This is a genomic window from Weissella sp. LMG 11983, from assembly GCF_025908495.1.
GTDB lineage: Bacteria > Bacillota > Bacilli > Lactobacillales > Lactobacillaceae > Weissella > Weissella fermenti.
The window spans coordinates 1,672,831-1,694,496 of sequence record NZ_JAOZFD010000001.1 but is presented as its reverse complement, the minus strand read 5'-3'; the positions used below and the strand labels follow the sequence as shown (position 1 = coordinate 1,694,496).

Below are 21,666 nucleotides of genomic sequence, written 5' to 3'. Positions count from 1 at the left end.
CCAAGGTTTAAGTTCTTTAAGGATATTGTAACTATACAAAAAAAGCAACAATCGCACCGGATTGTTGCTTAGATGGTTAACTAACCTGATTTTCAGTGAGGATTTTCTGAATGACCTCATCCATCTCTGGTGTTTTCGTCCATTCAGTGTATTCCTTGATGGCTACCATCTCTGGAATTTCAAAATTCTCATTTACATACTTTTCATACTTTTCAACGTTACCTGAGTGCGGAATATTAATCTTAAGAATGCGGACACTCTTAATCATCCCCTGCTCAGCCGCGTACTCAGCTTGACCATTATGCAATAGATTTCCAATTTCTTTGTAGGTCGAGCCATCATTACGCGTAATTTCTTCGATGATATCAAGCGTTTGATACTCTGCAGCCATTATTAGTCTACCCCAACTTCTTTACGAACAACCGCAACAATACGGTCAACGTATTCACTGACAAGTTCTTCAGTTTGTGCTTCGGCCATGACACGCAACAAGTCTTGTGTACCTGAAGGACGAACTAGGACACGACCATTGTCACCCATCTCAGCTTCGACTTCGGCAATCACTTGCTTGATGGCTTCGTTTTCCAACGCGGCCTTCTTGTCTTGTACCTTAACGTTAACCAACTTTTGTGGGTAAACCGTCATCTCAGCCGCAAGCTCTGACAACTTCTTACCCGTTGACTTCATCACATGCAACAATTGCAACGCCGTCAACATACCGTCACCCGTCGTTGACCAATCCAAGAAGACCACGTGACCAGATTGCTCACCACCAAGGTTGTAACCTGACTTCAACATCTCTTCAACAACGTAACGATCACCAACGGCCGTCTTAACAGATGAGATATTGTTCTCAGCCATTGCCTTGTACATTCCGATGTTTGACATAACTGTCGTTACAATCGTGTCTTGCTTCAAGCGCCCGTGCTCTGACAAGTACTTACCAGTGATAAACATGACCTTATCACCATCAACAATGTCACCGTTTTCGTCTACGGCAATCAAACGGTCACCGTCACCGTCGAAGGCCAACCCAACTTGGGCACCATTTTCAACCGTAAACTTAGCGATTGCCTCTGGGTGCGTTGACCCCACCCCCTTGTTGATGTTCAAACCATCAGGTGATGTCGCCATCGTAACGAAGTCAGCCCCCATATCAGCAAACAAGTTTGCGACAAGGCCTGACGTTGCACCGTTGGCAGCATCAATGGCAATGTTCATACCATCCAAGTTATCAGGAATCGTCGTTTGCAAGTACTCAAGGTACTTAGCAGCACCTTCTGGGAAGTCAGAAACAGTTCCCAAACCTTCAGCAGCTGGGCGAGGCAACGTATCTTCTGGCGCGTCCAACAACGCTTCAATTTCAGCTTCCAATTCGTCTGACAACTTGAAACCATCAGCCCCGAAGAACTTGATACCATTGTCTTCAGCCGGGTTGTGTGATGCTGTGATTTGTGCACCAGCATCAGCCTTTTGTGCACGAACTAGGTACGCAACACCTGGCGTTGAAATAACGTTCAAACGCAAGATTTCAATACCAACAGAAAGCAAACCAGCAATCAAAGCATGTTCAAGCATTTGACCAGACATACGTGTATCACGTCCTACCAACACACGTGGGCGACGTCCTTCAGCGTGACGCGTCAATACCGCACCACCCATTCGTCCTAGTCGAAAAGCCAACTCAGGTGTTAGCTCCTTGTTCGCAATACCGCGAACCCCATCTGTTCCAAAGTAATGTAATTCAACCATGTCTTAATTTTGCTCCTTCGGCGTAATTGTAATTGTTACTGTCGTTGGATCAACGCTGTCTGTACCTTCTGGCGTGTTAACAGTAATGGTCTGAGATGACGCACTTGTTACGCCAGACAAATCAACAGTAACTGGAATTTCCTTTAATTTATTTAATACGTCAATCTTACCACGAACTGTGATTTCATTCACAGACCCCGTAAGATCGAAATCATCGGCATTGCCGTTCTTTGTTTTAATTGCAATCGGCACTTGCTTCGTGCCTGTTCCAGCAGAAACTGGAATCTTCACCGTCGTCACTTGTGGTGAAATCGCCACGTCAACCACGTGCCCATTCACATCAAGTGCTTGCAGATTAACTTCCTGTGAAACAGATTTCTTCGTATCACGTTGCAAATTAACCGCAGCGACAACGCTTGCAACTGAATCAATCGCACTTTGACGTCCCATCAATTGCACGTTATTCACTGAAGATGTCACCGTACCAACTGTGTAACCATCAGCAATCGCATCCTTATTGTAGTCCGTGTGGACCGTGTAATAAGCAGACGTACGCTTGTAAATGGTAATCGTTAATTTCTGCTTCGCTAGCTTATAAGTCAAATCGCGATTTAACCCTGACACTTTCAAAGCAACTGTGTGCTCACCATCAGTCAACTTCTTCAAATCAGCATAGACTTGGAAGTTCTTAGTGTTCTTAGCGGCCGTTACTAACGCTGATGAACCTGTTAGCGTCACATCAACCGTATCCGGCACCCCGTTAATGTAATAGTCATCTGTATCAATCCCCGTCAATTGCACAGGTACTGCGACAGTTTCCGTTTTAGAGGATACCATCCCCTTGAGCAACCCCGTGGTAGACTCGCTCGTCGCAGTCTTCGTACGCGTTGTCCCATTAGATTGGCCGTCCGCGTAGGCTGACATTAAGATGGCAACAAGCAAAGTCGCAACAACATAGACAATTTTGTCATATCCTTTTTTCATGTTACTTCTCACCTCGCTTACCAAATGGCATCACGCGTGACCACCATGTCTGCTTGACATCCCCATCAGCTGGCACCAACTGACGTGTTAAGTACTTGCGATAGTCTTCGCGAGACAGTGATTGCATCAATTCCGCATTACGCGTGATTGAGACATCCCCTGTTTCTTCCGACACAACAATCGTTAGGGCATCCGTTACTTCCGAAATTCCAACTGACGCACGGTGACGAGTTCCCAGTTCCTTTGGAATCGTTGGGTTATCGGACAACGGTAGATAAGCCGCTGCTGCTGCTAATCGTGCGTCCTTAATGATAACCGCACCATCGTGCAACGGTGTATTCGGAATAAACGTATTAATCAATAATTGACTTGAAACTTCAGCGTCAATTTTAATCCCAGTTTCAATGTACTCTTCCAAACCCGTTTCCATTTCAATCGAAATTAGGGCACCAATATGACGCTTTGACATGTATTGAATGGCATCATCCAATTCATTAATCAAACGTGTTTCCTGCTGGTAGGCTTGCTTTTGCTTAAACAAAGCTGAGCGCCCCAAGTGCTCCAAACCACGACGAATTTCTGGCTGGAACACAACTACCAATGCAATAACTCCCCAATTAATGATTTGATCAGTCAACCAAGAAATGGTCGTCAAACCAACGTACCAACTGATTAGCTTAACCGCGATAACGATACCAACACCACGTAGCAACGTGACGGCTTTCGTTCCGCGAATCAACATCATCAAGCGGTACAACAGCCACCAAACTATGACAATATCGATAATACGGACGACGCTAATAGTTTTTATGAGTGATTCAAAATCAATGTTCATAACGTCCCCCTATTCTTCTTCATCAGTTAACATCCCTGCCTCAGCAAAGTTAATCATTTGTCGAATCTTCAACCCCGTCTCAGCTGAGATAAAGTGCGCATCGTACAAATGTTGCGTCGCTTCACGTTGGGCATTTAATCCAGCAACTTCAAGATCCATACGGACCAACGCTTCTTGTTGTGGACCACCATGATCATGCTTCTCATGCTCAAGGCGTGAACGGTACGTAATAATCAAATTGTAAGCTGCCGTTTGATCAGTCTTCGAAGCCTGACCAGCTTCACTTTCAAGATACGCAGAAATCGCAGAAATCGCTTCCTTAGCTGCTTCGTGACGTGCAACCTTGTACTCGGCAATCAAACGATCAGATGAATCATCACTCAACCAAACACGGATTGAGCGACGCGTCATCACAACGAAACGCTTAAGCTGGCGCCATGTGCGCTTACGCTTGTCGTGCGTCACCAAATCATCCAGATCAGCTTCCATACGATCGATACGACGGTTTTCACTGGCAAAGACCAGTGGCGTAATGCGTTCTTCCACTAATAGCTTTCGCAATGCACTACGCTCAGCATCCAACGCAATTTCACGTAGGTTGATTTCAGCCTTCAAAATTGGGCTTAACTTGTCGGCCTTCATAAAGCGCATCTGCAACTGACGAATTTGCATTTGGTAACGCAAAATAATTTCGTAGGCAATTGCTTGATTTGATTCACGACGACGCGTCTCAATTTCACGAACCGCTGACTGCAAGACATAGACACGCGCACGCGCTTCAGACATGTGTTGAGCAACGACCGGATGTGCCTCTGTATCACCAGGTGGCACCTGTGTCTTTGGCTTTTCAGCCAACAATGGCAAAAAGATAACCGCGGCCAACAACGAGATGATAATCGCAATCGCTGCAATAAATAGCATCAATGAACGTTGCGGGAATGGCACACCTGAGTCTGTCATCAATGGCACAGACAACACACCGGCCATCGTCACGGCACCACGGACACCTGATAGTCCTGACAATAACGCCACACGCCAGGAAGCGGTTTCGTTCTTGTGGTTCTTCAAGCGAACCCATTGGTTAATGTACGTCCAAATCACACGCATGCCGAAGATGACCAGCCACGTAATGACAGCATATAGCAACGCCATTGGTAGTGAAACTGAATTTCCAAGGTTCGTCGCCAATGGCAATTCAATTCCTAGGATAACGAAAATATAGCCGTTCAAAAGATAACCAAATACGTTCCAGGTATTGATACCTACCACGTGCAACTCACCTGAGTAATCCGCATCATTCTGCGTATGCAAATTCTGAACAATGGCAGCCACCACGACCGCGATAACTCCTGACGTATGAAGCTCTTCCGCCAATAGGTAGACCAAGAACGGTGTGAACAGTTGTAACACCACGCGGAAAACAACATCAGTATTACCGTGAGCTGATAACCAGTCGCCCAAGGTATTCAATGCAAATCCCAATACTAATCCAACAACCGTTCCCATCAAAGAAATGTATAGGAAATTAGATGTTGCGGCAAATAGTGAGAACGTTCCCGCTGAAGCAGCTGCGACAGCAAATTTGAATCCCACCAAACCACTGGCATCGTTAATCAAACTTTCACCAGCAACCAAGTGCATGATTGATGGTGGCAATTTCGCTTGCTTAGCAATCGCTGCCACGGCCACCGGATCAGTTGGTGACAAGATAGCTGCGATGGCCAAAGCTACCGGTAATGGTAATTCCGGTACCAAAGCATAAATAATAAATCCACCTAAGATTGTGGTAATAAATACCAATAAAATGGCATTTCCGAAAATGGCTCCGCGAAGCTCCCAAAGTTCTTTCTTTGGAAAGCGCCAAGCATCGGAATACAAAAGTGGTGCTATAAACAGCAACAAGAACCATTCTGTCTCTAACTCAACGTGTAGATTAAAAAACAAAGCGGCCAGCAGACCCAAAGCGATTTGGATCAAGCTGACCGGCACACGTTTGAGGAAGTGAGACAAAATATTACTAATGACCACTAATGACGTTAACGCCACTATGGTTTGTAATAACTCCATAAATCCTCCCCTAATTCAATTACAAATTACAATCCCAAAATACGCACTTCAGTTTCCAAATCAACGCCAAACTTTTCCTTGACGACTGATTGAACGTGCTTGATTACGTTGATGTAATCTGAACCGGTTGCATCGCCACGATTAACAATGAAATCCTGCGTGTTTTGTTGATACTTGTGCACCACCGATTTGGAAGCCTTGCAAGCCAGCATCCATAATCAATTTTCCAGCAAAGTAACCTTCTGGACGCTTGAACACAGAACCGCAAGATGGGAACTCCAAAGGTTGCTTACTTGCACGCTTTTGGTTGAAATCTTCCATCTTGGCTTCAATTTCAGCACCATCTCCTGGTTCCAACTTAAACGTTGCGGCCAAGATGACATCGCCGGTTTCTTGTACCAAACTGTGACGGTAGGCAAACGCCAATTCTTCGTTTGTGTACGTCTTAATTTCACCAGTTGGTGTCATAACGTCAGCTGATTTAAGCCATTCGTCAACCTGACCACCATAAGCACCCGCGTTCATGTAAACGGCACCCCCAACAGAACCTGGGATACCTGCGGCCCATTCGATACCTGACAAGTCATGTTCACGAGCTACTTGGGTCACATCAATAATGGCAGCACCAGCATGGGCTTTAATGCGCGTACCAGATACTGCGATGTCAGTCATCTTAGTTAAGAAGATAACCAAGCCTACTAGACCAGCATCCGTAATAATCAAGTTAGACGCATTTCCAAGGACCGTCACTGGCATGTCATTGTCATTAGCGTACAACAAAACATCACGTAATTCTTCATCATCATGTGGCCAGAACGCCCATTCGGCATTTCCACCAACTCGTGTGTTTGTGTATGCTGACAAATCAACGTTTTGTTGAATTTCTAGCCCTGGAAAGGCTGTCTTTAGTTGTGTTGTCATCACTCTTTCTCCGCTAAATAACCTTTACTAATTGTTTCAATGGGTCAACCCCGAATTGTTCAGCTTGTGTCACCAAGATGCGTGCTGCTGCAACCGTATCATCCAAAGCGTTGTGGTGGTGTTCCAAATCAATATTCAACGCAGCCGCAACTGTGTTCAACTTGTGATTTGGCAGTTGTGGATACAACTTACGCGAGGTACGAACAGTATCTAATGACAAATAATGTGGTGCCGAAATACCGTAGTGTCCTAATGTCTCACGCAAAACCCCATTATCAAATGGTGCATTATGCGCAATCACCAATTGATTTGGTGTATAAAATTGCTTGATGTGATCCCATACTGCCGGAAACTTCGGTGCATCAGCAACATCCGCCTCAGTAATACCGTGTATTTTGGTGTTGCGAGCATCAAAATATGATTCCGGCTTAATTAACGTATAAAATTCATCAACGAGTACATTGTCGCGCACCACCACAAGTGCCATTGAAACGGCACTATGACGCTGTGCACTCGCTGTTTCAAAGTCCATTGCGACAAAATTCATGTTATCTATTCCTCAATTGTTAGTTTCTAATATCGAGCATCATATCAAAGGCTGCAACCGGCTGGCCTGCACCGTCAAGAACGATAGCATCAGAACCAGTCACGCGCTCAAAACCAAACTTCTCATAAATATGAATAGCTGGCGCATTATGTGCTTGCACCGTTAAGCGGATAACATCGACTGAACTGTAATCGGTTGCCCAATCCAACATTTCAGCAATCAACGCCTGGGCCAAACCAAATCCTTGATAAGCTTCAAGTACTGCGACGCCCACTTCCACTTCGCGTGGTTGGTTTGGTAACGCAGCCGCTGAAATAATGCCAAACAAGTCACCTTCGTCACTAGCTGCCAACAAAATAATATTGTTGGTTGTTGATTGCAAGTAACTGATATTATCAGACTCGGTTACATCATCAACTTTGCCCAAGTCCTGAGCCACCATGAAGGTCGTTGATTCTGATTGCAACTGATGCAACAACGCCAACATTGGCTTAGCATCTTGACCTTCAGCTGGTCTAATCATGACATCCATTACGCTTCTCCTTCGATAGCTGCTAATAGTGCCTGGCTACGAGGGCCTTTTGCACTAACCGTGATTGTGCGTTGGTTGCCTGTCGTATCCGATGAGACACGATCCAAGTAAATCGTTAACACATCCGTTGGCAATTCAGATTGGATAAACTCTGACCATTCAATCAAAGCAACACCCTCACCGCCAAAATATTCAGCTAGGCCTAATTCTTCAGCCCCACCTTCTTCACCCAAACGATAAACGTCCAAGTGGTATAGTGGGAAATTTTCTGTTTGATATTCACGTACCAATGTAAATGTCGGACTCTTCAAAGGACGCTTAATGCCAAGTGCCCTGGCAAATCCTTGGGTAAAGGTTGTTTTTCCGGCACCAAGGTCACCGTTCAATAAGATGGTGTCCCCTGGTTGAACATTGGCCGCTAGTTTAGCAGCCAATGCTTGTGTTTCTTCTACTGTATTCACTGCTAATCTCATAGGTATAAGTATACCATTTTTGACAGATAGATTACAGACGAAAAAGGAAGCCGTTTCCCATTAGTGGGACTACGTGTTTAGGCGTTTCTCTCGCCAATTTGGAAACAAAAAAACTCACGGACCAATCGATCCATGAGTTTATTTTCAATCTTTAATTAGGCCATTGCTTGTGCTGCCGTGATGATGGCTACCTTGTAGACATCTTCTTCGTTAGCACCACGTGACAAGTCTGAGATTGGCTTTGCCAAACCTTGCAAAACAGGTCCGATAGCTTCGAATCCACCCAAACGTTGTGCAATCTTGTAACCGATGTTACCTGATTGCAAGTCAGGGAATACGAAGACGTTAGCGTGACCAGCAACCTCTGATTCTGGAGCCTTAGCGGCTGCAACTGACTCAACAAAGGCGGCGTCGAATTGCAATTCACCATCAATGGCCAACTCAGGTGCAGCTGTCTTAGCCAACAACGTAGCTTCGGCAACCTTATCAACTTGTGGTGCCTTAGCTGATCCCTTCGTTGAGAAGCTCAACATTGCAACCTTAGGATCGATACCAAATACCTTAGCCGTGTTAGCTGATTGGATAGCAATTTCAGCCATCGTTTGTGCGTCAATGTCGATGTTAATAGCGGCATCGGCAAAGATGTAACGCTCGTCATCGCGTTGCATGACGAATGCACCTGAGATACGTGATGAACCTGGTGCTGTCTTAATGATTTGCAAAGCAGGGCGTACAGTATCACCAGTTGGGTGAGTTGCACCTGAAATCATACCGTCAGCAACACCAAGGTATACCAACATCGTTCCGAAGTAGTTTACGTCTTCCAACCACTTTGAAGCAGTAGCTGCGTCTGTCTTACCGTTGCGACGCTCAACCAGTGCATCAACCATCTTCTCACGGGCATCAGCTGGATACTCAGCTGGGTCCACGATTTGAACACCTGACAAGTCGAAGTTGTTTGCTGCTGCAGTTGCTTCGATTTCAGCCTTGTTACCCAACAAGATTGGCTTTACCAATTCTTCGGCAGCCAAACGAATAGCTGCGCCTTGGATACGTACGTCTTCCCCTTCAGGGAATACCAAAGTCTTACCTTGACCCTTAATTTGTGATGACAATTGTTCAAAGAGTTCCATGATGGAAAACCTCCACTTTTAAAATCGTTATTTATCTTACAAAACCTATTATTACAAATAATCAGCCCATTTACTAGTGAAAAGGGGGAAATATTGTGATTTTTTTCACATCAAACCCAATTAATTGGTTGAACGCCATTTTCACGCAGAAAATCATTCGTTTGACTAAATGGCTTTGACCCGAAAAAGCCACGATAAGCTGACAACGGACTTGGATGCGGCGCTTCTAAAATCAAATTGTGTTCACCGACAATTAGCTTGCGCTTTGCCTGCGCCTGCTTGCCCCAAAGAATAAAGACGGTCGGCTGTTTTTGCTCAGCCACCAGTGAAATGATGGCATCAGTTAGTGGTTCCCAAATTTGGCCAGCGTGCCCACCTGCTTGATGTGCCGGCACAGTGAGCACAGTATTCAACAATAAGACACCTTGTTCTGCCCAACGATGCAAATCACCATCAGCTGGCACCGCACCTTGCAGATCATCCGCCAGTTCTCGATAAATATTGATTAAGGATTTAGGCAAGGCCATTTCAGCCGGTACAGAAAAACTTAGTCCTTGCGCTTGACCCGGATTTGGATAAGGATCTTGACCAAGAATCACCACTTTTACATCAGCCAAGGGTGTCGCAACAAGTGCTGCAAAAACATTTGGCAAAGCTGGATAAACTTCACCGTGTGCATAAACATCCTTCAGAAAAATTGCGACACGCTCCCAATAGTCAGGCCCCATAGCATTTTGCAAAGGTGCCCACCAATCTGTTTTTGATAATTTCTCCATGTTAATCACCACTTTTCTTCTGTAAATTCTATATAATAGTTATAAGGAGGACTTTGGGATGCGTCAATTACGTTTAACACAGGTTACCCACGCGGCAACCGGTATGAGTCTTGTAACAGACGCTACCGGAGCCATCGCTTATTATATTACCGGAGAAATGGGTCAAAAAGGTAATACCCTTAAAATACTTAATCAAAGCGCAACGGTCTTAGCCGTGCTTGAACAAGCTTCACTGGGCTTTCTCCCCCGTTTCACAATGACAGTCAACGGGCAGCAGGTGGGTTCAATCGGCCTATCACTACAGCTACATGAAATATCATTTGGAGTGGTTTGAATTGGTTAATCCTAGGTAATCTGGATAAACAAAAATTCCAAATCACCCACCTACACCACCAATTGGCCATCATACAGCCCAATAATGACGGCCGATTAGCCATCACCATTTATGATGAACCAAATGAGCCGCAACTTGTTCTAATCGCCGCCTTCTTGGATCGTTGGCAATTCATCGCCAGCGGTCGCACAGCACCTTGGCTATCATTTTTCGCAACCCCCCAGCGGATGCTCGGGTCATCTTACGAATTACATGCCGATTTGCCAGGTCAACCCCAGTCTGATAGACTGGAGTCATCAATTAAATCGCATTAAAAAGTTTGCTAGGGTTCCGCACACGGTGGTCTGGTCCAAGAGCAAACGCGTGCTTTGCACGTACACGGAAGGACAAAAGCCTGGGAGTTAACGACAAATGTGCCGCTAACTCCCAGGCTTTTCTTATTTTAATGCGTCAAGGAGATTTATATGAAACTATCAAACCCGTGGTTAAAGGTTGCCGCAGCGGTTGTCTTGGAACCAATGTGGGTGCTTGGTATGAAGCACTCTGAGACCTGGCCAATGTACCTGCTAACGGCAGCGTCGCTAATTCTGTCATTCTTTATGATTTTGAAGGCCAGTGATGAATTGCCAGTTGGTACTGTTTACGCCATCTTCGTTGGCTTAGGGACAGCTGCCACGATTGTCGCGAATTGGATGTTCTACGGTGAAGCCATGAACGCTATTCAACTATCATTGATTGCCGTTTTGCTTTTCGGTGTTATCGGCTTGAAGCTTATGGAGGATGCCTAATATGTCTTGGTTATTTATTATTATCGCTGGACTTGGTGAAACGAGTGGTGTTGTGATGATGAACGAATGGCACCGTCGCCGTCACTGGGGCGCTATTGTGGGCTTGCTACTTAGCTTCGGCTTCAGTTTGTCATTCCTATCACTTGGAATTCGTGATATTCCCCTGGGAACTGCTTATGCTGTCTGGACAGGTATCGGAACCGTTGGTGGTACCCTAGTCGGTATGCTCTTCTACGGTGAGTCCCGCGACTGGAAGCGCATCTTGTTTATCGCTTTGATTCTAGCAGCTGCCGTTGGGTTGAAGTTGACGGAGTAAAATAAGTTAGTTTGTGGTCAGTGTCGACGCGTTGCGTCGAGTGGCTGGGGGCTTCTTTTGGCCCGCTAAACCGGACATGTCAAAACCGTGGGAGGCCTCCAGCCACAGCAGCCAAGATGTTCTAGTCTGTTGTGGATTTACATCTACCGGAAAATGAATGGGTGAACAGTTCAACCCGATGTATTGCGGTGGATGATTATCAAACAATCAGAGTATCGCTTGGTTGCTGTGACCTGCCCCGCCGAGCGTATAGACCCAAGTGGACCTTGACCCGTGGGTGTGGGTTCTTAGCGGTTTTCCCGCTTAGAGCCACGAGGAGGTAAAGGTGTACGCGCCATTGGCGTGGACTCCGCTCCCCACAGGTCATGGTCCGCTTGGGTTAGCGAAAAGGCTTGACCGGAGCGTGTCTCGACACGCGTTGGAAATCAGGCGGCTTCCTGTGAAGGAATAAGAGCCGCGTGAAAAGAAGGGGCAGGTCACTCCGGCCGTAAGGACGGACACAAACCACTTTCCCTTTTCAAAACTAAAAACCGCGTATCCACCAAAATCAGTGGATACGCGGTTTTCATTTGCACTTAAACATTCAAAACCTTGTCCAAGAATTCCTTCGTGCGGTCATCTTGTGGGTTGTTGAATACTTCCTCAGGTGTTCCTTCTTCGCGAATGTAACCATCCGCAAAGAATACAACACGATCCGCAACTTGCTTGGCAAAGCCCATTTCGTGGGTTACAACGATCATCGTCATCCCCTCTTCGGCAAGCTCCTTCATAACCCCCAAGACATCCCCAACCATTTCTGGGTCAAGGGCTGACGTTGGTTCGTCAAACAACATAATCTTAGGATTCATTGCCAACGCACGCGCAATAGCGACACGTTGCTTTTGTCCACCTGACAAAGTATTTGGCTTAACATCTGCCTTGTCTGCCAAGCCAACGCGGGCCAACAACGCACGCGCTGTTTCTTCTGCTTCAGCCTTCGTTTGACCAGCCACTTCGACCGGTGCCAACATCATGTTTTGCAAAACCGTCAAGTGTGGGAATAGGTTAAAGTGTTGGAACACCATCCCAATCGTTTCGCGGGTCTTATCAATATTGTTCTTTGGATCAACCAAGTCCCAACCATTAATCTTGATTTGACCAGAATTAATTTCTTCTAGCTTGTTTAGTGAACGCAAGAAAGTTGACTTACCTGAACCAGAAGGCCCAATCATAACGACAACTTCGCCTTCTTCAACGTCCAAACTAATGCCCTTTAGGACTTCGTTTTTGCCGTAACTCTTGTGGACATCTTTAACTTCAACAATCGCTGCCATTAGTTAATCCTCTTTTCTACCCAGTTAGATAACCACGTCAACAACGTGATGACAATCAAGTACAAAACGGCAATCATCAACCAAACCTTGAACCCTTGCAAGTTACGCGCAATGATCAATGTTCCTGTTTGCGTCAATTCGATAATACCGATTGCTGACAAGATTGACGTATCCTTCAACGTAATGATGAATTGGTTAATGAAACTTGGAATCGTCAAGCGAATTCCTTGTGGCATCACAACCTTACGCATCGCCTTACCGTATGGCATTCCCAATGAACGTGCGGCCTCCAATTGCCCAGGGTCAACTGACTTAAAGCCACCGCGTACGAACGCACCGATGTAGGCACCTTCATTCAAAATCAGCGTGATAACACCAGCCGTAAATGCTGGAATCTTTTGACCCGTCAAGTTAGGAATTCCGATGTAAATAAAGAACGCCAATACTAGCATTGGTAGACCACGGAAAATGTAAATAATCGTTGATGAGATACCACGAACCAACTTACTTGGCGCAACACCCATCACACCCAACAAAACACCCCAGATAGCAGCCAAAACGATACCAACAACTGTTAGTTGCAACGTCTTAATCAAACCATCCAACAAGGCAGCCTTGTTTTCTTGAAATCATGACCAAATTGATTGGTCGGCAGCTGACTTAGCAGCTGCGTTTTCCTTGTAGTTGTAACCACCTTCACCAAGGTAACGGTTAACAATCTTATCGTAGGTTCCGTCCTTAACAATCTTGGCATAACCTTCGTTGAACTTCTTCAACAACTCAGCGTTATCACCCTTCTTAACACCAAAACCGTACCAGTTTCCATCAGCCGGATCCGTCACGATTTTCATCTTCGTGCCTTGTTGAATGGCATAGGCCATAACCGGTTGATCTTCAAACGCCGCCACTGTGTTACCAATGATAACGTCATTGTACATCGTGTTTGAGTCATTGAAGTACGTAATCTTAAAGTCGTACTTCTTAGCCATGCGTTGCGCATACATCGCACCGGAACTACCCGTCTTAGCCGCAACCGTCTTTCCCTTCAAGTCATCCAATGAATCGACCTTAGACTTGTTAGCAACAGCCATGACAATACCACTCTTGTAGTATGGCGTTCCGAAATCAAACGTTTGCTTACGTTCATCAGTAATTGACATACCGGCCAAGATACCATCAACTTGACCAGCTTGCACCGCCTGCACACCAGCGTTGAAACTCATTGGCTTCAATGTGTAAGTGAAGTCCTCGCGCTTCGCAATTTCCTTCAGCATATCCATATCGATACCACGGTAGTCACCACCTTGAGTTTGGAACTCAAATGGCGGGAATGTCGTATCAGTTGTAATGGTGTAGTGTGATGCAGCCTGTGCGTTTGGTACCCCAGCTACTAACCCCATGATTGTCGCAGCTAGTACTACCAAACCTGTCAACCATTTATGCATGACGTATTCCTCCTAAATCACCCTAGTTCTTCTATATGCTAGTATCTTACTATCATTCCCCAAAAAGATGTTGTGTGATGTCATGTTTCCTCACATTTCCGATTTACTGGTCACTGTTCGCCATACATTTACGATAAGTGCGACAAGTGATGCAAACACTGCCACATAAAAGACAACGCGACTCGCATGCAAATAGGTTGTTCCTAATCCGCGCGTAATGTGCTTTACACCAGGAAGTTGCGCATATAAGAAATTCGTTGCAAAACTAATTCCAACAGCCATCCCGATTGTGCGGAACAAAGAATTCATTGACCCAGCAACACCGGCCAGTTTTGGCGAAACTAATCCCATTGTGATTGAATTATTCGGCGTCAATGTAAATGCCATCCCAATTCCATTCACAATAATGGGCCATAGGATGTACCCTAACCCAACTTGGCCACCGTAAAAAGCATAACCAATTTGCGACACTAGCAGCATAATCAAGCCAATCGTAACCAAATTTAGGCGCCTTGCGGGATTTGCAGCCAAGCGACCAACAAACGGTGACAGCATGAGCATTACCACTGATTGGACAGCGACAATAAGACCACTTTGGCCAGGTGAAAATGGTAAATAGTCTTGTAGGTAGAACGGCAATAAAATATTTGAAAACGAATTAACAAACATCGCTAAGAACAGCACACTAGTCGACGTTAAGAAAGTCACGTTTCGTAGCACCTGCGGAGCAATCCATGGCGATGGTGCAAAGTCATCCTGTAGGAACGACAACGCTGTGACGATACCACCACCAATGAGGAAGACCATTAGATTTGTAAATTGATCCAAGCCTGGAATTTTAATCCAGCTACTACTAAACATGAGTACAATACCGATTGAAAAAATCACTTGGCCAACCCAGTTCACGTGCGACGCTTGTTCACGAATCGCAGCAATCGATAACTTGGGGCGTGGAAAAGCATTCTTTGCCCACACCATAATCAATATGGCTACAGGAACGTTCAGCAAAAATATCCAACGCCACGACAATATCGACGTAATTAACCCACCAACGGCTGGTCCAGAAATTGATCCAACCGAAATAAACATCGAGTTATACGCGAGAGCTTTTGAACGTTCCTTATCTGAAAAATGTTCGTTAATGATACCCATTGCATTCGCCATAACCATTGCCGAGCCAATCGCTTGAACAAAACGACCAACTAACACACCCATAAAACTAGGCGCTAATCCCGTTAGTAGCGAACCGATAATAAACACCCATCCCCCGGCACGATAAACGGCATTTTTAGAAAACACGTCGCCCGCATGACCAAACATAACCAGGAAGATGACCGTCGTAATCAGCCCCACCTGCACAACTTGCGTACTCAATGTCGCACTGACATCAAACGCTTGCGCCATTCTGGGCAACGCTAGCGTAACACTGGCACCAGATAAAGCCGTCACGAAGGAAAACGCCCCTAAAGAAACCGTAATTGATTGTGTCTTTTGTCCATCTGCCATCACTAATTACCTACTTCTAGAACGCGGGTGACAAAGGCAATCGAAGCTGACAAGGCATCATCCATATAGCCTTCACCATGACGACTACCAGGTAGTACCATTGTTTCGACGCCCACTCCTAAAGTAATCAGGCGATTCATCAACGTCGCCACTTCTCCAACTGGTACAAGCTCATTCATCGAATTCGCAATAAAGACCGGCTTTGTTGCCGTCGTTAGCCGGTCATAAATTGTCGCATCGGCATATGCTACTTGACCATTCGCTGTTAAATTATCGACCAACCACTTGTAATAAGCCTGATTGTCGCCATCTTGATCAATGTCTTTTGACTTCACGTCCGCACCGATAATCAGCTGCTTGCCAACAACGTTAGGATGGTTCGCCATAAAGCCGGCCAAATCATTGAGACCAGACCAAGACACAGTCGGTACATCTAAGATTTGTGCTGCTTCAAGTGCAATATTCCCGCCTGAAGAAGCGCCCCACATGACCAATTTATCGAGTCGGAATCCAGCATTCTTAACCAACCAATTAACTGCCATCACTGCATCTTCACGTTGCGTTGGAAAAATATTCTCGGCCTTCTCACCATCCGCCAAGCGGTAGTTAATGGCCGCGACGCGAAAATTAGCTGCAACCAATCTTCCAGCTAATTCCTCTTCTTTGCGCTTATCACCTTGCCACCAGCCACCGCCGTGCACGAGCACGATATCCGCAACCGCATTATCAGGCGCATAAATATCGAGCTGTTGCATAGCGTCTGTACCATAACTCAAGTCCTTCTGAATTTTCATAATCATTTACCCCCAGATATACAGTCATTATATCCCTTCGAATACCGATTACATGCAAAAACGAGCCGATATTTGTCATATCAGCTCGTTTTCATTATCGGACCTTTAGGCTGCGACGCAAATCGCGGTCTTGATCACGCTTTTTAATTGTTTCACGCTTATCGTAGTTGTGCTTACCAGTCGCAACGCCAATCAATACCTTGGCGAAACCGTGCTTCAAGTAAACGCGCAATGGCACAATTGTTTTACCTTGTTGTGCCGTTGCTTCACCTAGCGCTTTGATTTCTTTTTTGTGCAACAACAATCGACGACTACGCAAGGGTTCGTGATTGAAACGGTTACCTTGCTCAAATGGACTAATGTGAACATTGTCCAACCAAGCTTGGCCGTCACGAATTTGAATGAACCCATCCGCAATTGTAATCTTGCTGGCACGAACTGACTTGATTTCTGTTCCTGTCAGTTCAATCCCGGCTTCATACGTTTCGCCGATAAAGTAGTTGTACTTTGCTTTATTGTTTGTTGCCAATGCACCATCTGCATTTGACTTCTTCTTGGCCATCTTTAACGACCTCCTAAAGCTTTCTTGTTGCTCTACGCTCTGTTATTAAACGCCTGGCGCAACTTCAGGCATCTCTACGATAAGCCAACAAATTTTGGCACGCTTGCAGCGCACCAAGAATTTCTTTGCTTATCTCCGGATACCTGATTTTTGGCTTTCAGCCAAAAAACGTTGCTCTATGCTCTGTTTTAATGACGTCCCTTGCGGTTAGTATTCTGGTGCTTTGATTCAGGCTTGCGGTCTGACTTTGCACCGAATGGCTTTCCACCATTGTGGGTCTTACCACCCTTGCTTGAGCGGTTGTTCTTGTCGTTGCTACGACGCTCACCACGGTTGCGACCACCAAAGGCACCGCGACGGTCCTCTGGCACCTTGATGTCAGTGATTGGGGCAGCATCTGGATCAACCAAAACGAAGTCCAAAGCTGATTGTTCCTTATCAACACGAATCAAACGTACCTTAACCGGTTGTCCGATTTGGTAGATGTGGTGGAAACGACGGCCAATCAAAGCCATGTGTGCTTCATCGTAGACATATTGGTCATCTGTAAAGTTTGATGTGTGAATCAAACCTTCAACCGTGTTCTCCAATGAAACGAACATACCGAACTTCAAGACACCGTTTACCACTGCCTCGAATTCGTCGCCAACCTTGTCCTCCATGAACTCGGCCTTCTTCATGGCATCCGTATCACGTTCAGTATCAACGGCACGACGCTCACGAACTGACGTATCCTCACCAATTTGAGCCAACTTATCACGGTACTTAGCTTGTGCCTCATCACCCAAACCGTTCTTCTCGTACCACTTAATCAAACGGTGCACCGTCAAATCAGGGTAACGACGAATTGGTGACGTAAAGTGTGTGTAGTATTCAGCACCAATACCAAAGTGTCCCAATGGTTGGTCTGAGTACTTGGCTTGCTTCATCGTGCGCAACATCATGGTTGAAACCATTTGTTCTTCTGGACGATCCAAGAAGAAGTTGTGGATGGCTTGCAAGTCAGTTGACTTGATGTTTTCTGGATCAATCTTAACCGGTGCACCAAGGGCCTTCACAAAGTCCACGAAGTTTTGAACACGGTCAGCATCTGGCGACTCGTGAATACGGTACAAGAATGGCACGTTTGCTTGATCAAAGTGCATAGCAACCGTTTCGTTGGCTGCTAACATGAATGACTCGATCATACGTTCTGACAAACCACGCTCACGCAATTCGATGTCCGTTGGCTTACCCGTCTCATCAACGATAATCTTTGCCTCAGGTGCATCAAATTCGATTGCACCACGCTCCGTACGCTTAGCGGCCAATGCGTTGTGCAATTGTTCCATTTCCTCGAACATTGGCACAAGGTCGCTGTACTCTGAACGCGTCTCTTCATCGCCGGCCAAGATAGCGTTAACTGCCTTGTACGTCATACGAGCATGTGAACGCATAACTGATGTGTGCAAACGGTGGTTTACCAAATCACCAGCTGGTGTGAATTCCATTTCGGCAGACATGGCCAAACGGTCAACGCCAGGGTTCAATGATGCGATTCCGTTAGAGATGTTACGAGGCAACATTGGAATAACACGGTCCGTCAAGTAAACTGACGTACCACGGTTATAAGCTTCCTCATCCAATGGTGTGCCTTCGACAACGTAGTGTGACACGTCGGCAATGTGAACACCCAAGTGGAAGTTTCCGTTTGGCAACTTCCAAACGACAACCGCGTCATCCAAGTCCTTAGACTCAATGGCGTCAATCGTTACAAGTGGTTGGTCCGTGATATCTTCACGACCCTCGCGCTCGAAGTCTTGCACCTCATCAGGAATCTTGTTAGCTTGTTCCAACACAGCTTCTGGAAAGACGTGTGGCACATCGTGGTTGTACACGATTTGTAGAATGTCGACACCAGGATCATCCTTGTATCCGACCTTCTCCGTAATCGCACCCGTGAAACGCTTTGGTGCAACGGCTGAAGGGTATTGGTCAATTGAGGCCACAACCACTTCGCCGTCGGTAGCTGAAACGCCACCTTCCTTAACCAAGAATTCGAATGACGCAAACTTCTTATCCGTCAAACGAATGCTTCCAACATAACCCTTGTATTCTGAACCAAGTGTAAATTCACCAACCACGTGTTCACGAGCATGGGTAATGATTTCAGCAACCTTACCTTCAGGCCCACGACCAGTGTTTGCATCACCCTTCGTCAACAACTTCACACGAACTTCGTCACCTTGAACGGCAAACATCGTGTTATCGGGATTGATAAAAACATCTTCTTCCTTGTCGTCATAGTGAACAAAGCCGAAGCCCTTGTCATTAGACTTGAAGACACCAATAATCCCTTCCTTTTCGGCGTCATATTGGAATGCGCCTTCATCATTAACCTTTACCTTACCACCGCGTTCCAAAGCAGCTAGTGCTTGAACGACCTTCGTAAAGGCGTTGGCATCATCCAAGCGCAAACCGTCAGCCAGCGTTTGTGCTGGATAAGCTTGCGTTGGATTTGCCTTCAAGAACCCAAATAATTGGTCCTGCAAATTTTGTGCGTCCATTTAAATCTCACTCTTCTTAAATAATCAAAGACCCCTCGTAACAAGTCACGAGAGGTCATAGCGCTGTTAGTGTTTAGTGTGAAGAAAGGTAAACTAGTGCCAATCCCAAAATAAACCAGATAGCTCCAAGAATAGCCGTGATTCGTTGCATCACTGCCTCGAACCCACGTGCCTTTTGCGTTGCGAACAAATCTCCGCCGCCACCTGACAAGGCTGACAAAGCATCTTGTTGCTTCGATGGTTGCATCAACACTGCCAAAATAATCAACACACCAACGACAATCATCGCTGTCAACAATACGTTGTACATGTGGGCGCCCTCCTCTTCATTTTCGTTTAAACGAATTACCCCAGCCCTGGGGTTTTATACCTAACTAGCATACCATAGGAACCGGCCACTCTCAACAAAAAACGAGATATTCGAATATCGAACATCTCGTGAATTTTTTAAAAATTACTTCGTTGCACGACGCATCAAGACACGATAGAACGTAATGATGAATGCGATGACCAACAAAACACCAGCAACTGCAAAGGCAACGTGCATTCCGAAGACAAAGACTTCAGGGTTGTGCGTTGGATACGTTGTGATTGACTTACCCAACTTCGCGCTCATGGCTGCGTACAAAACTGACGTAACCAATGTCGTACCAGTAATCATACCCAAGTTACGTGACAAAGCGTTCAATGATCCCGCCTCACCCAACTTATCTTGTGGGGCGTTTGACATAATCAACGCATTATTTGGTGATTGGAAGAAGGCCATTCCAAATCCAGAACCGGCCAATAACAAACCAATCAACAACATTGGTGACTCACCATCAACGAAGAACCAGGTGAACATCACAATCGCCAACACCGTCAAGCCAAACAAAGTCACGTACTCACGATCCATCTTGTCGGCCAACGTACCTGACAAAGCGGAGAAGACCAACATGGCAACTGGCCATAGCAACATGTACATTCCTGATGTACCAGTGCTCAAGCCACGCAAATTCTCAAGGTAGAATGGCATCAAAACATTAATAAAGAAGTTTGTGACGAACACTAGGAACGCCGTAATCAAACTGATTGTGAATAGCTTTGATGAGAAAATCGTCAAATCAAGCAACGGCTTTTCGGCATGCAATTCGTGACGAATAAACAAGACAAACAAAATGATGGCGATGACAATCAAAGCCAATGGCCAAGCTGCCAAGAATCCTTGCACCTGCGCCACGTTTAGTCCAAGGAACAAAACAGCAACAAACAAGAACAATGACACGGCACCAAACCAATCAATTTGAGGCGTTACACCCTTCTTTGATGACTTTGGTAGCAAGAACGCACCCGCCACGATAGCAATGATACCGATTGGCACGTTAATCCAGAAAATGTATGACCATGACAAGTGTTGTAGCAACAAACCACCAAGTGCTGGTCCAAGGATTGAACCAAGTGATACCCAAGCTGCGATGAATGACATCGCGCGACCACGTAGGTTTTGTGGTGCAAGTGTCGTCGTAATTCCAAATGAATTACTCATCGTCATTGATGCACCAACGGCTTGTACAAAACGGGCAAATAACAAAAATGGCAAACCTAAATCAATTCCCGCCAATACAGAACCGAGTGTGAACACAATCGTTCCAATTCTAAAAATCTTAATCTTACCGAGTTAATCACCCAAGTTACCAAACAAAGCCAACAATCCAGAAATAACAATCAAATAAATTGAGACTGTCCACGTTGCTTGATTCATTGGGATATTCATCTCTTTTGACATAACAGGCAATGCAATATTAACAATTGACGCATCCAAAGTGCTCATAAATGTGAACAAGCCGACTGCTGTCATTGATAACCATAGCTTCAAACCGTTTTGACTCTCTTGCATGACATCCTTACTTCCTTATCTTTTATCAAAAGTTAGTATAGCACCCTGACAAATCAATGGCAGAATTTAGGACTGTAAGTTTGGTGATTTGTGTCCGTCCTATCGGCCGGAGTGCTTGGCCCCTTCTAGGGCACGCTAACACGTCCAGACCATGACCTGCAGGGAG

20 protein-coding genes, 3 pseudogenes and 1 riboswitch are annotated in these 21,666 nt (G+C 45.6%); of the genes and pseudogenes, 4 read left to right on the top strand and 19 right to left on the bottom strand.

Going from position 1 to position 21,666, the window contains the following annotated elements; genetic code table 11:
• Positions 1 to 76: 76 nt before the first annotated feature.
• The 11 genes and pseudogenes from OIT45_RS08480 to OIT45_RS08430 form a co-directional block, all read right to left on the bottom strand.
• Positions 77 to 391 (bottom strand): hypothetical protein, encoded by a 315-nt coding sequence (locus OIT45_RS08480; protein ID WP_135520210.1) that lies wholly within the window; start codon positions 389 to 391, stop codon positions 77 to 79.
• Positions 392 to 393: 2 nt separating this feature from the next.
• On the bottom strand, positions 394 to 1,752 hold the full coding sequence (gene glmM / locus OIT45_RS08475; protein ID WP_135798243.1) for a phosphoglucosamine mutase: 1,359 nt from the start codon (positions 1,750 to 1,752) through the stop codon (positions 394 to 396).
• Between the two features lie 3 nt (positions 1,753 to 1,755).
• The gene (locus tag OIT45_RS08470) at positions 1,756 to 2,736 is read right to left on the bottom strand and encodes a YbbR-like domain-containing protein (RefSeq protein ID WP_135798244.1); all 981 of its coding nucleotides are present in this window, start codon (positions 2,734 to 2,736) and stop codon (positions 1,756 to 1,758) included.
• Position 2,737: 1 nt separating this feature from the next.
• Positions 2,738 to 3,571 carry a diadenylate cyclase CdaA gene (gene cdaA, locus OIT45_RS08465; protein ID WP_003608049.1) on the bottom strand — a complete coding sequence of 278 codons (834 nt, stop codon included), beginning with the start codon at positions 3,569 to 3,571 and terminating at the stop codon, positions 2,738 to 2,740.
• Between the two features lie 9 nt (positions 3,572 to 3,580).
• Positions 3,581 to 5,638 (bottom strand): Na+/H+ antiporter, encoded by a 2,058-nt coding sequence (locus OIT45_RS08460; protein WP_199404221.1) that lies wholly within the window; start codon positions 5,636 to 5,638, stop codon positions 3,581 to 3,583.
• Between the two features lie 26 nt (positions 5,639 to 5,664).
• A pseudogene (murB, locus tag OIT45_RS08455) lies at positions 5,665 to 6,562 on the bottom strand (UDP-N-acetylmuramate dehydrogenase).
• Positions 6,563 to 6,572: 10 nt separating this feature from the next.
• A complete protein-coding gene (locus tag OIT45_RS08450) occupies positions 6,573 to 7,106 on the bottom strand; it encodes a 3'-5' exonuclease (RefSeq protein ID WP_003608052.1) in 534 nt (177 codons plus the stop codon).
• 19 nt (positions 7,107 to 7,125) lie between these two features.
• A complete protein-coding gene (locus OIT45_RS08445) occupies positions 7,126 to 7,638 on the bottom strand; it encodes a GNAT family N-acetyltransferase (protein ID WP_199404222.1) in 513 nt (170 codons plus the stop codon).
• The gene (tsaE, locus tag OIT45_RS08440; protein ID WP_199404223.1) at positions 7,638 to 8,111 is read right to left on the bottom strand and encodes a tRNA (adenosine(37)-N6)-threonylcarbamoyltransferase complex ATPase subunit type 1 TsaE; all 474 of its coding nucleotides are present in this window, start codon (positions 8,109 to 8,111) and stop codon (positions 7,638 to 7,640) included. Before tsaE ends, OIT45_RS08445 begins: the two co-directional genes overlap by 1 nt.
• Positions 8,112 to 8,266: 155 nt before the next feature.
• Positions 8,267 to 9,244: a phosphate acetyltransferase gene (gene pta / locus OIT45_RS08435; RefSeq protein ID WP_199404224.1), complete on the bottom strand. Its 978-nt coding sequence runs from the start codon at positions 9,242 to 9,244 to the stop codon at positions 8,267 to 8,269.
• Between the two features lie 110 nt (positions 9,245 to 9,354).
• Entirely contained in the window at positions 9,355 to 10,020 is a 666-nt protein-coding gene (locus tag OIT45_RS08430; protein WP_199404225.1) for a uracil-DNA glycosylase, read from the bottom strand.
• A gap of 58 nt (positions 10,021 to 10,078) precedes the next feature.
• Here OIT45_RS08430 and OIT45_RS08425 point away from each other — a divergent pair, with 58 nt between their 5' ends.
• The 4 genes from OIT45_RS08425 (at position 10,079) to OIT45_RS08410 (ending at position 11,458) form a co-directional block, all read left to right on the top strand.
• Positions 10,079 to 10,354 (top strand): hypothetical protein, encoded by a 276-nt coding sequence (locus OIT45_RS08425; RefSeq protein WP_264339997.1) that lies wholly within the window; start codon positions 10,079 to 10,081, stop codon positions 10,352 to 10,354.
• The gene (locus tag OIT45_RS08420; protein ID WP_264339995.1) at positions 10,351 to 10,668 is read left to right on the top strand and encodes a hypothetical protein; all 318 of its coding nucleotides are present in this window, start codon (positions 10,351 to 10,353) and stop codon (positions 10,666 to 10,668) included. Before OIT45_RS08425 ends, OIT45_RS08420 begins: the two co-directional genes overlap by 4 nt.
• A riboswitch (guanidine-I (ykkC/yxkD leader) is annotated at positions 10,666 to 10,757 on the top strand. (Overlaps the previous gene by 3 nt.)
• A gap of 61 nt (positions 10,758 to 10,818) precedes the next feature.
• Positions 10,819 to 11,142 (top strand): DMT family transporter, encoded by a 324-nt coding sequence (locus OIT45_RS08415; RefSeq protein ID WP_135520234.1) that lies wholly within the window; start codon positions 10,819 to 10,821, stop codon positions 11,140 to 11,142.
• 1 nt (position 11,143) lies between these two features.
• Positions 11,144 to 11,458: a DMT family transporter gene (locus tag OIT45_RS08410; RefSeq protein ID WP_056973223.1), complete on the top strand. Its 315-nt coding sequence runs from the start codon at positions 11,144 to 11,146 to the stop codon at positions 11,456 to 11,458.
• Between the two features lie 575 nt (positions 11,459 to 12,033).
• Here the strand turns inward: OIT45_RS08410 and OIT45_RS08405 are convergent.
• From OIT45_RS08405 to OIT45_RS08370, 8 genes and pseudogenes are all read right to left on the bottom strand, one after another.
• On the bottom strand, positions 12,034 to 12,771 hold the full coding sequence (locus tag OIT45_RS08405; RefSeq protein WP_003608062.1) for an amino acid ABC transporter ATP-binding protein: 738 nt from the start codon (positions 12,769 to 12,771) through the stop codon (positions 12,034 to 12,036).
• Positions 12,771 to 14,216, bottom strand: a pseudogene (locus tag OIT45_RS08400) (ABC transporter substrate-binding protein/permease). Before OIT45_RS08400 ends, OIT45_RS08405 begins: the two are co-directional and overlap by 1 nt.
• 90 nt (positions 14,217 to 14,306) lie before the next feature.
• The gene (locus OIT45_RS08395; protein WP_199404228.1) at positions 14,307 to 15,722 is read right to left on the bottom strand and encodes an MFS transporter; all 1,416 of its coding nucleotides are present in this window, start codon (positions 15,720 to 15,722) and stop codon (positions 14,307 to 14,309) included.
• 2 nt (positions 15,723 to 15,724) lie between these two features.
• Complete coding sequence (locus tag OIT45_RS08390) at positions 15,725 to 16,516, bottom strand: alpha/beta hydrolase (RefSeq protein ID WP_199404229.1); 792 nt, start codon at positions 16,514 to 16,516, stop codon at positions 15,725 to 15,727.
• A 94-nt stretch (positions 16,517 to 16,610) separates the two neighbouring features.
• On the bottom strand, positions 16,611 to 17,078 hold the full coding sequence (gene smpB, locus OIT45_RS08385) for an SsrA-binding protein SmpB (protein WP_003608065.1): 468 nt from the start codon (positions 17,076 to 17,078) through the stop codon (positions 16,611 to 16,613).
• A gap of 188 nt (positions 17,079 to 17,266) precedes the next feature.
• On the bottom strand, positions 17,267 to 19,624 hold the full coding sequence (rnr, locus tag OIT45_RS08380; protein ID WP_199404230.1) for a ribonuclease R: 2,358 nt from the start codon (positions 19,622 to 19,624) through the stop codon (positions 17,267 to 17,269).
• Between the two features lie 73 nt (positions 19,625 to 19,697).
• Positions 19,698 to 19,934: a preprotein translocase subunit SecG gene (gene secG / locus OIT45_RS08375; protein ID WP_003608067.1), complete on the bottom strand. Its 237-nt coding sequence runs from the start codon at positions 19,932 to 19,934 to the stop codon at positions 19,698 to 19,700.
• Between the two features lie 144 nt (positions 19,935 to 20,078).
• Positions 20,079 to 21,500, bottom strand: a pseudogene (locus OIT45_RS08370) (MFS transporter).
• Positions 21,501 to 21,666: the final 166 nt, after the last annotated feature.

What these genes read in the sequence shown, in the direction of transcription:
- OIT45_RS08480 (WP_135520210.1), bottom strand. Translation starts at nt 391, where the DNA reads ATGGCTGCAGAGTATCAAACGCTTGATATCATCGAAGAAATTACGCGT.
- glmM (WP_135798243.1), bottom strand. Translation starts at nt 1,752, where the DNA reads ATGGTTGAATTACATTACTTTGGAACAGATGGGGTTCGCGGTATTGCG.
- OIT45_RS08470 (WP_135798244.1), bottom strand. Translation starts at nt 2,736, where the DNA reads ATGAAAAAAGGATATGACAAAATTGTCTATGTTGTTGCGACTTTGCTT.
- cdaA (WP_003608049.1), bottom strand. Translation starts at nt 3,571, where the DNA reads ATGAACATTGATTTTGAATCACTCATAAAAACTATTAGCGTCGTCCGT.
- OIT45_RS08460 (WP_199404221.1), bottom strand. Translation starts at nt 5,638, where the DNA reads ATGGAGTTATTACAAACCATAGTGGCGTTAACGTCATTAGTGGTCATT.
- OIT45_RS08450 (WP_003608052.1), bottom strand. Translation starts at nt 7,106, where the DNA reads ATGAATTTTGTCGCAATGGACTTTGAAACAGCGAGTGCACAGCGTCAT.
- OIT45_RS08445 (WP_199404222.1), bottom strand. Translation starts at nt 7,638, where the DNA reads ATGGATGTCATGATTAGACCAGCTGAAGGTCAAGATGCTAAGCCAATG.
- tsaE (WP_199404223.1), bottom strand. Translation starts at nt 8,111, where the DNA reads ATGAGATTAGCAGTGAATACAGTAGAAGAAACACAAGCATTGGCTGCT.
- pta (WP_199404224.1), bottom strand. Translation starts at nt 9,244, where the DNA reads ATGGAACTCTTTGAACAATTGTCATCACAAATTAAGGGTCAAGGTAAG.
- OIT45_RS08430 (WP_199404225.1), bottom strand. Translation starts at nt 10,020, where the DNA reads ATGGAGAAATTATCAAAAACAGATTGGTGGGCACCTTTGCAAAATGCT.
- OIT45_RS08425 (WP_264339997.1), top strand. Translation starts at nt 10,079, where the DNA reads ATGCGTCAATTACGTTTAACACAGGTTACCCACGCGGCAACCGGTATG.
- OIT45_RS08415 (WP_135520234.1), top strand. Translation starts at nt 10,819, where the DNA reads ATGAAACTATCAAACCCGTGGTTAAAGGTTGCCGCAGCGGTTGTCTTG.
- OIT45_RS08410 (WP_056973223.1), top strand. Translation starts at nt 11,144, where the DNA reads ATGTCTTGGTTATTTATTATTATCGCTGGACTTGGTGAAACGAGTGGT.
- OIT45_RS08405 (WP_003608062.1), bottom strand. Translation starts at nt 12,771, where the DNA reads ATGGCAGCGATTGTTGAAGTTAAAGATGTCCACAAGAGTTACGGCAAA.
- OIT45_RS08395 (WP_199404228.1), bottom strand. Translation starts at nt 15,722, where the DNA reads ATGGCAGATGGACAAAAGACACAATCAATTACGGTTTCTTTAGGGGCG.
- OIT45_RS08390 (WP_199404229.1), bottom strand. Translation starts at nt 16,516, where the DNA reads ATGAAAATTCAGAAGGACTTGAGTTATGGTACAGACGCTATGCAACAG.
- smpB (WP_003608065.1), bottom strand. Translation starts at nt 17,078, where the DNA reads ATGGCCAAGAAGAAGTCAAATGCAGATGGTGCATTGGCAACAAACAAT.
- rnr (WP_199404230.1), bottom strand. Translation starts at nt 19,624, where the DNA reads ATGGACGCACAAAATTTGCAGGACCAATTATTTGGGTTCTTGAAGGCA.
- secG (WP_003608067.1), bottom strand. Translation starts at nt 19,934, where the DNA reads ATGTACAACGTATTGTTGACAGCGATGATTGTCGTTGGTGTGTTGATT.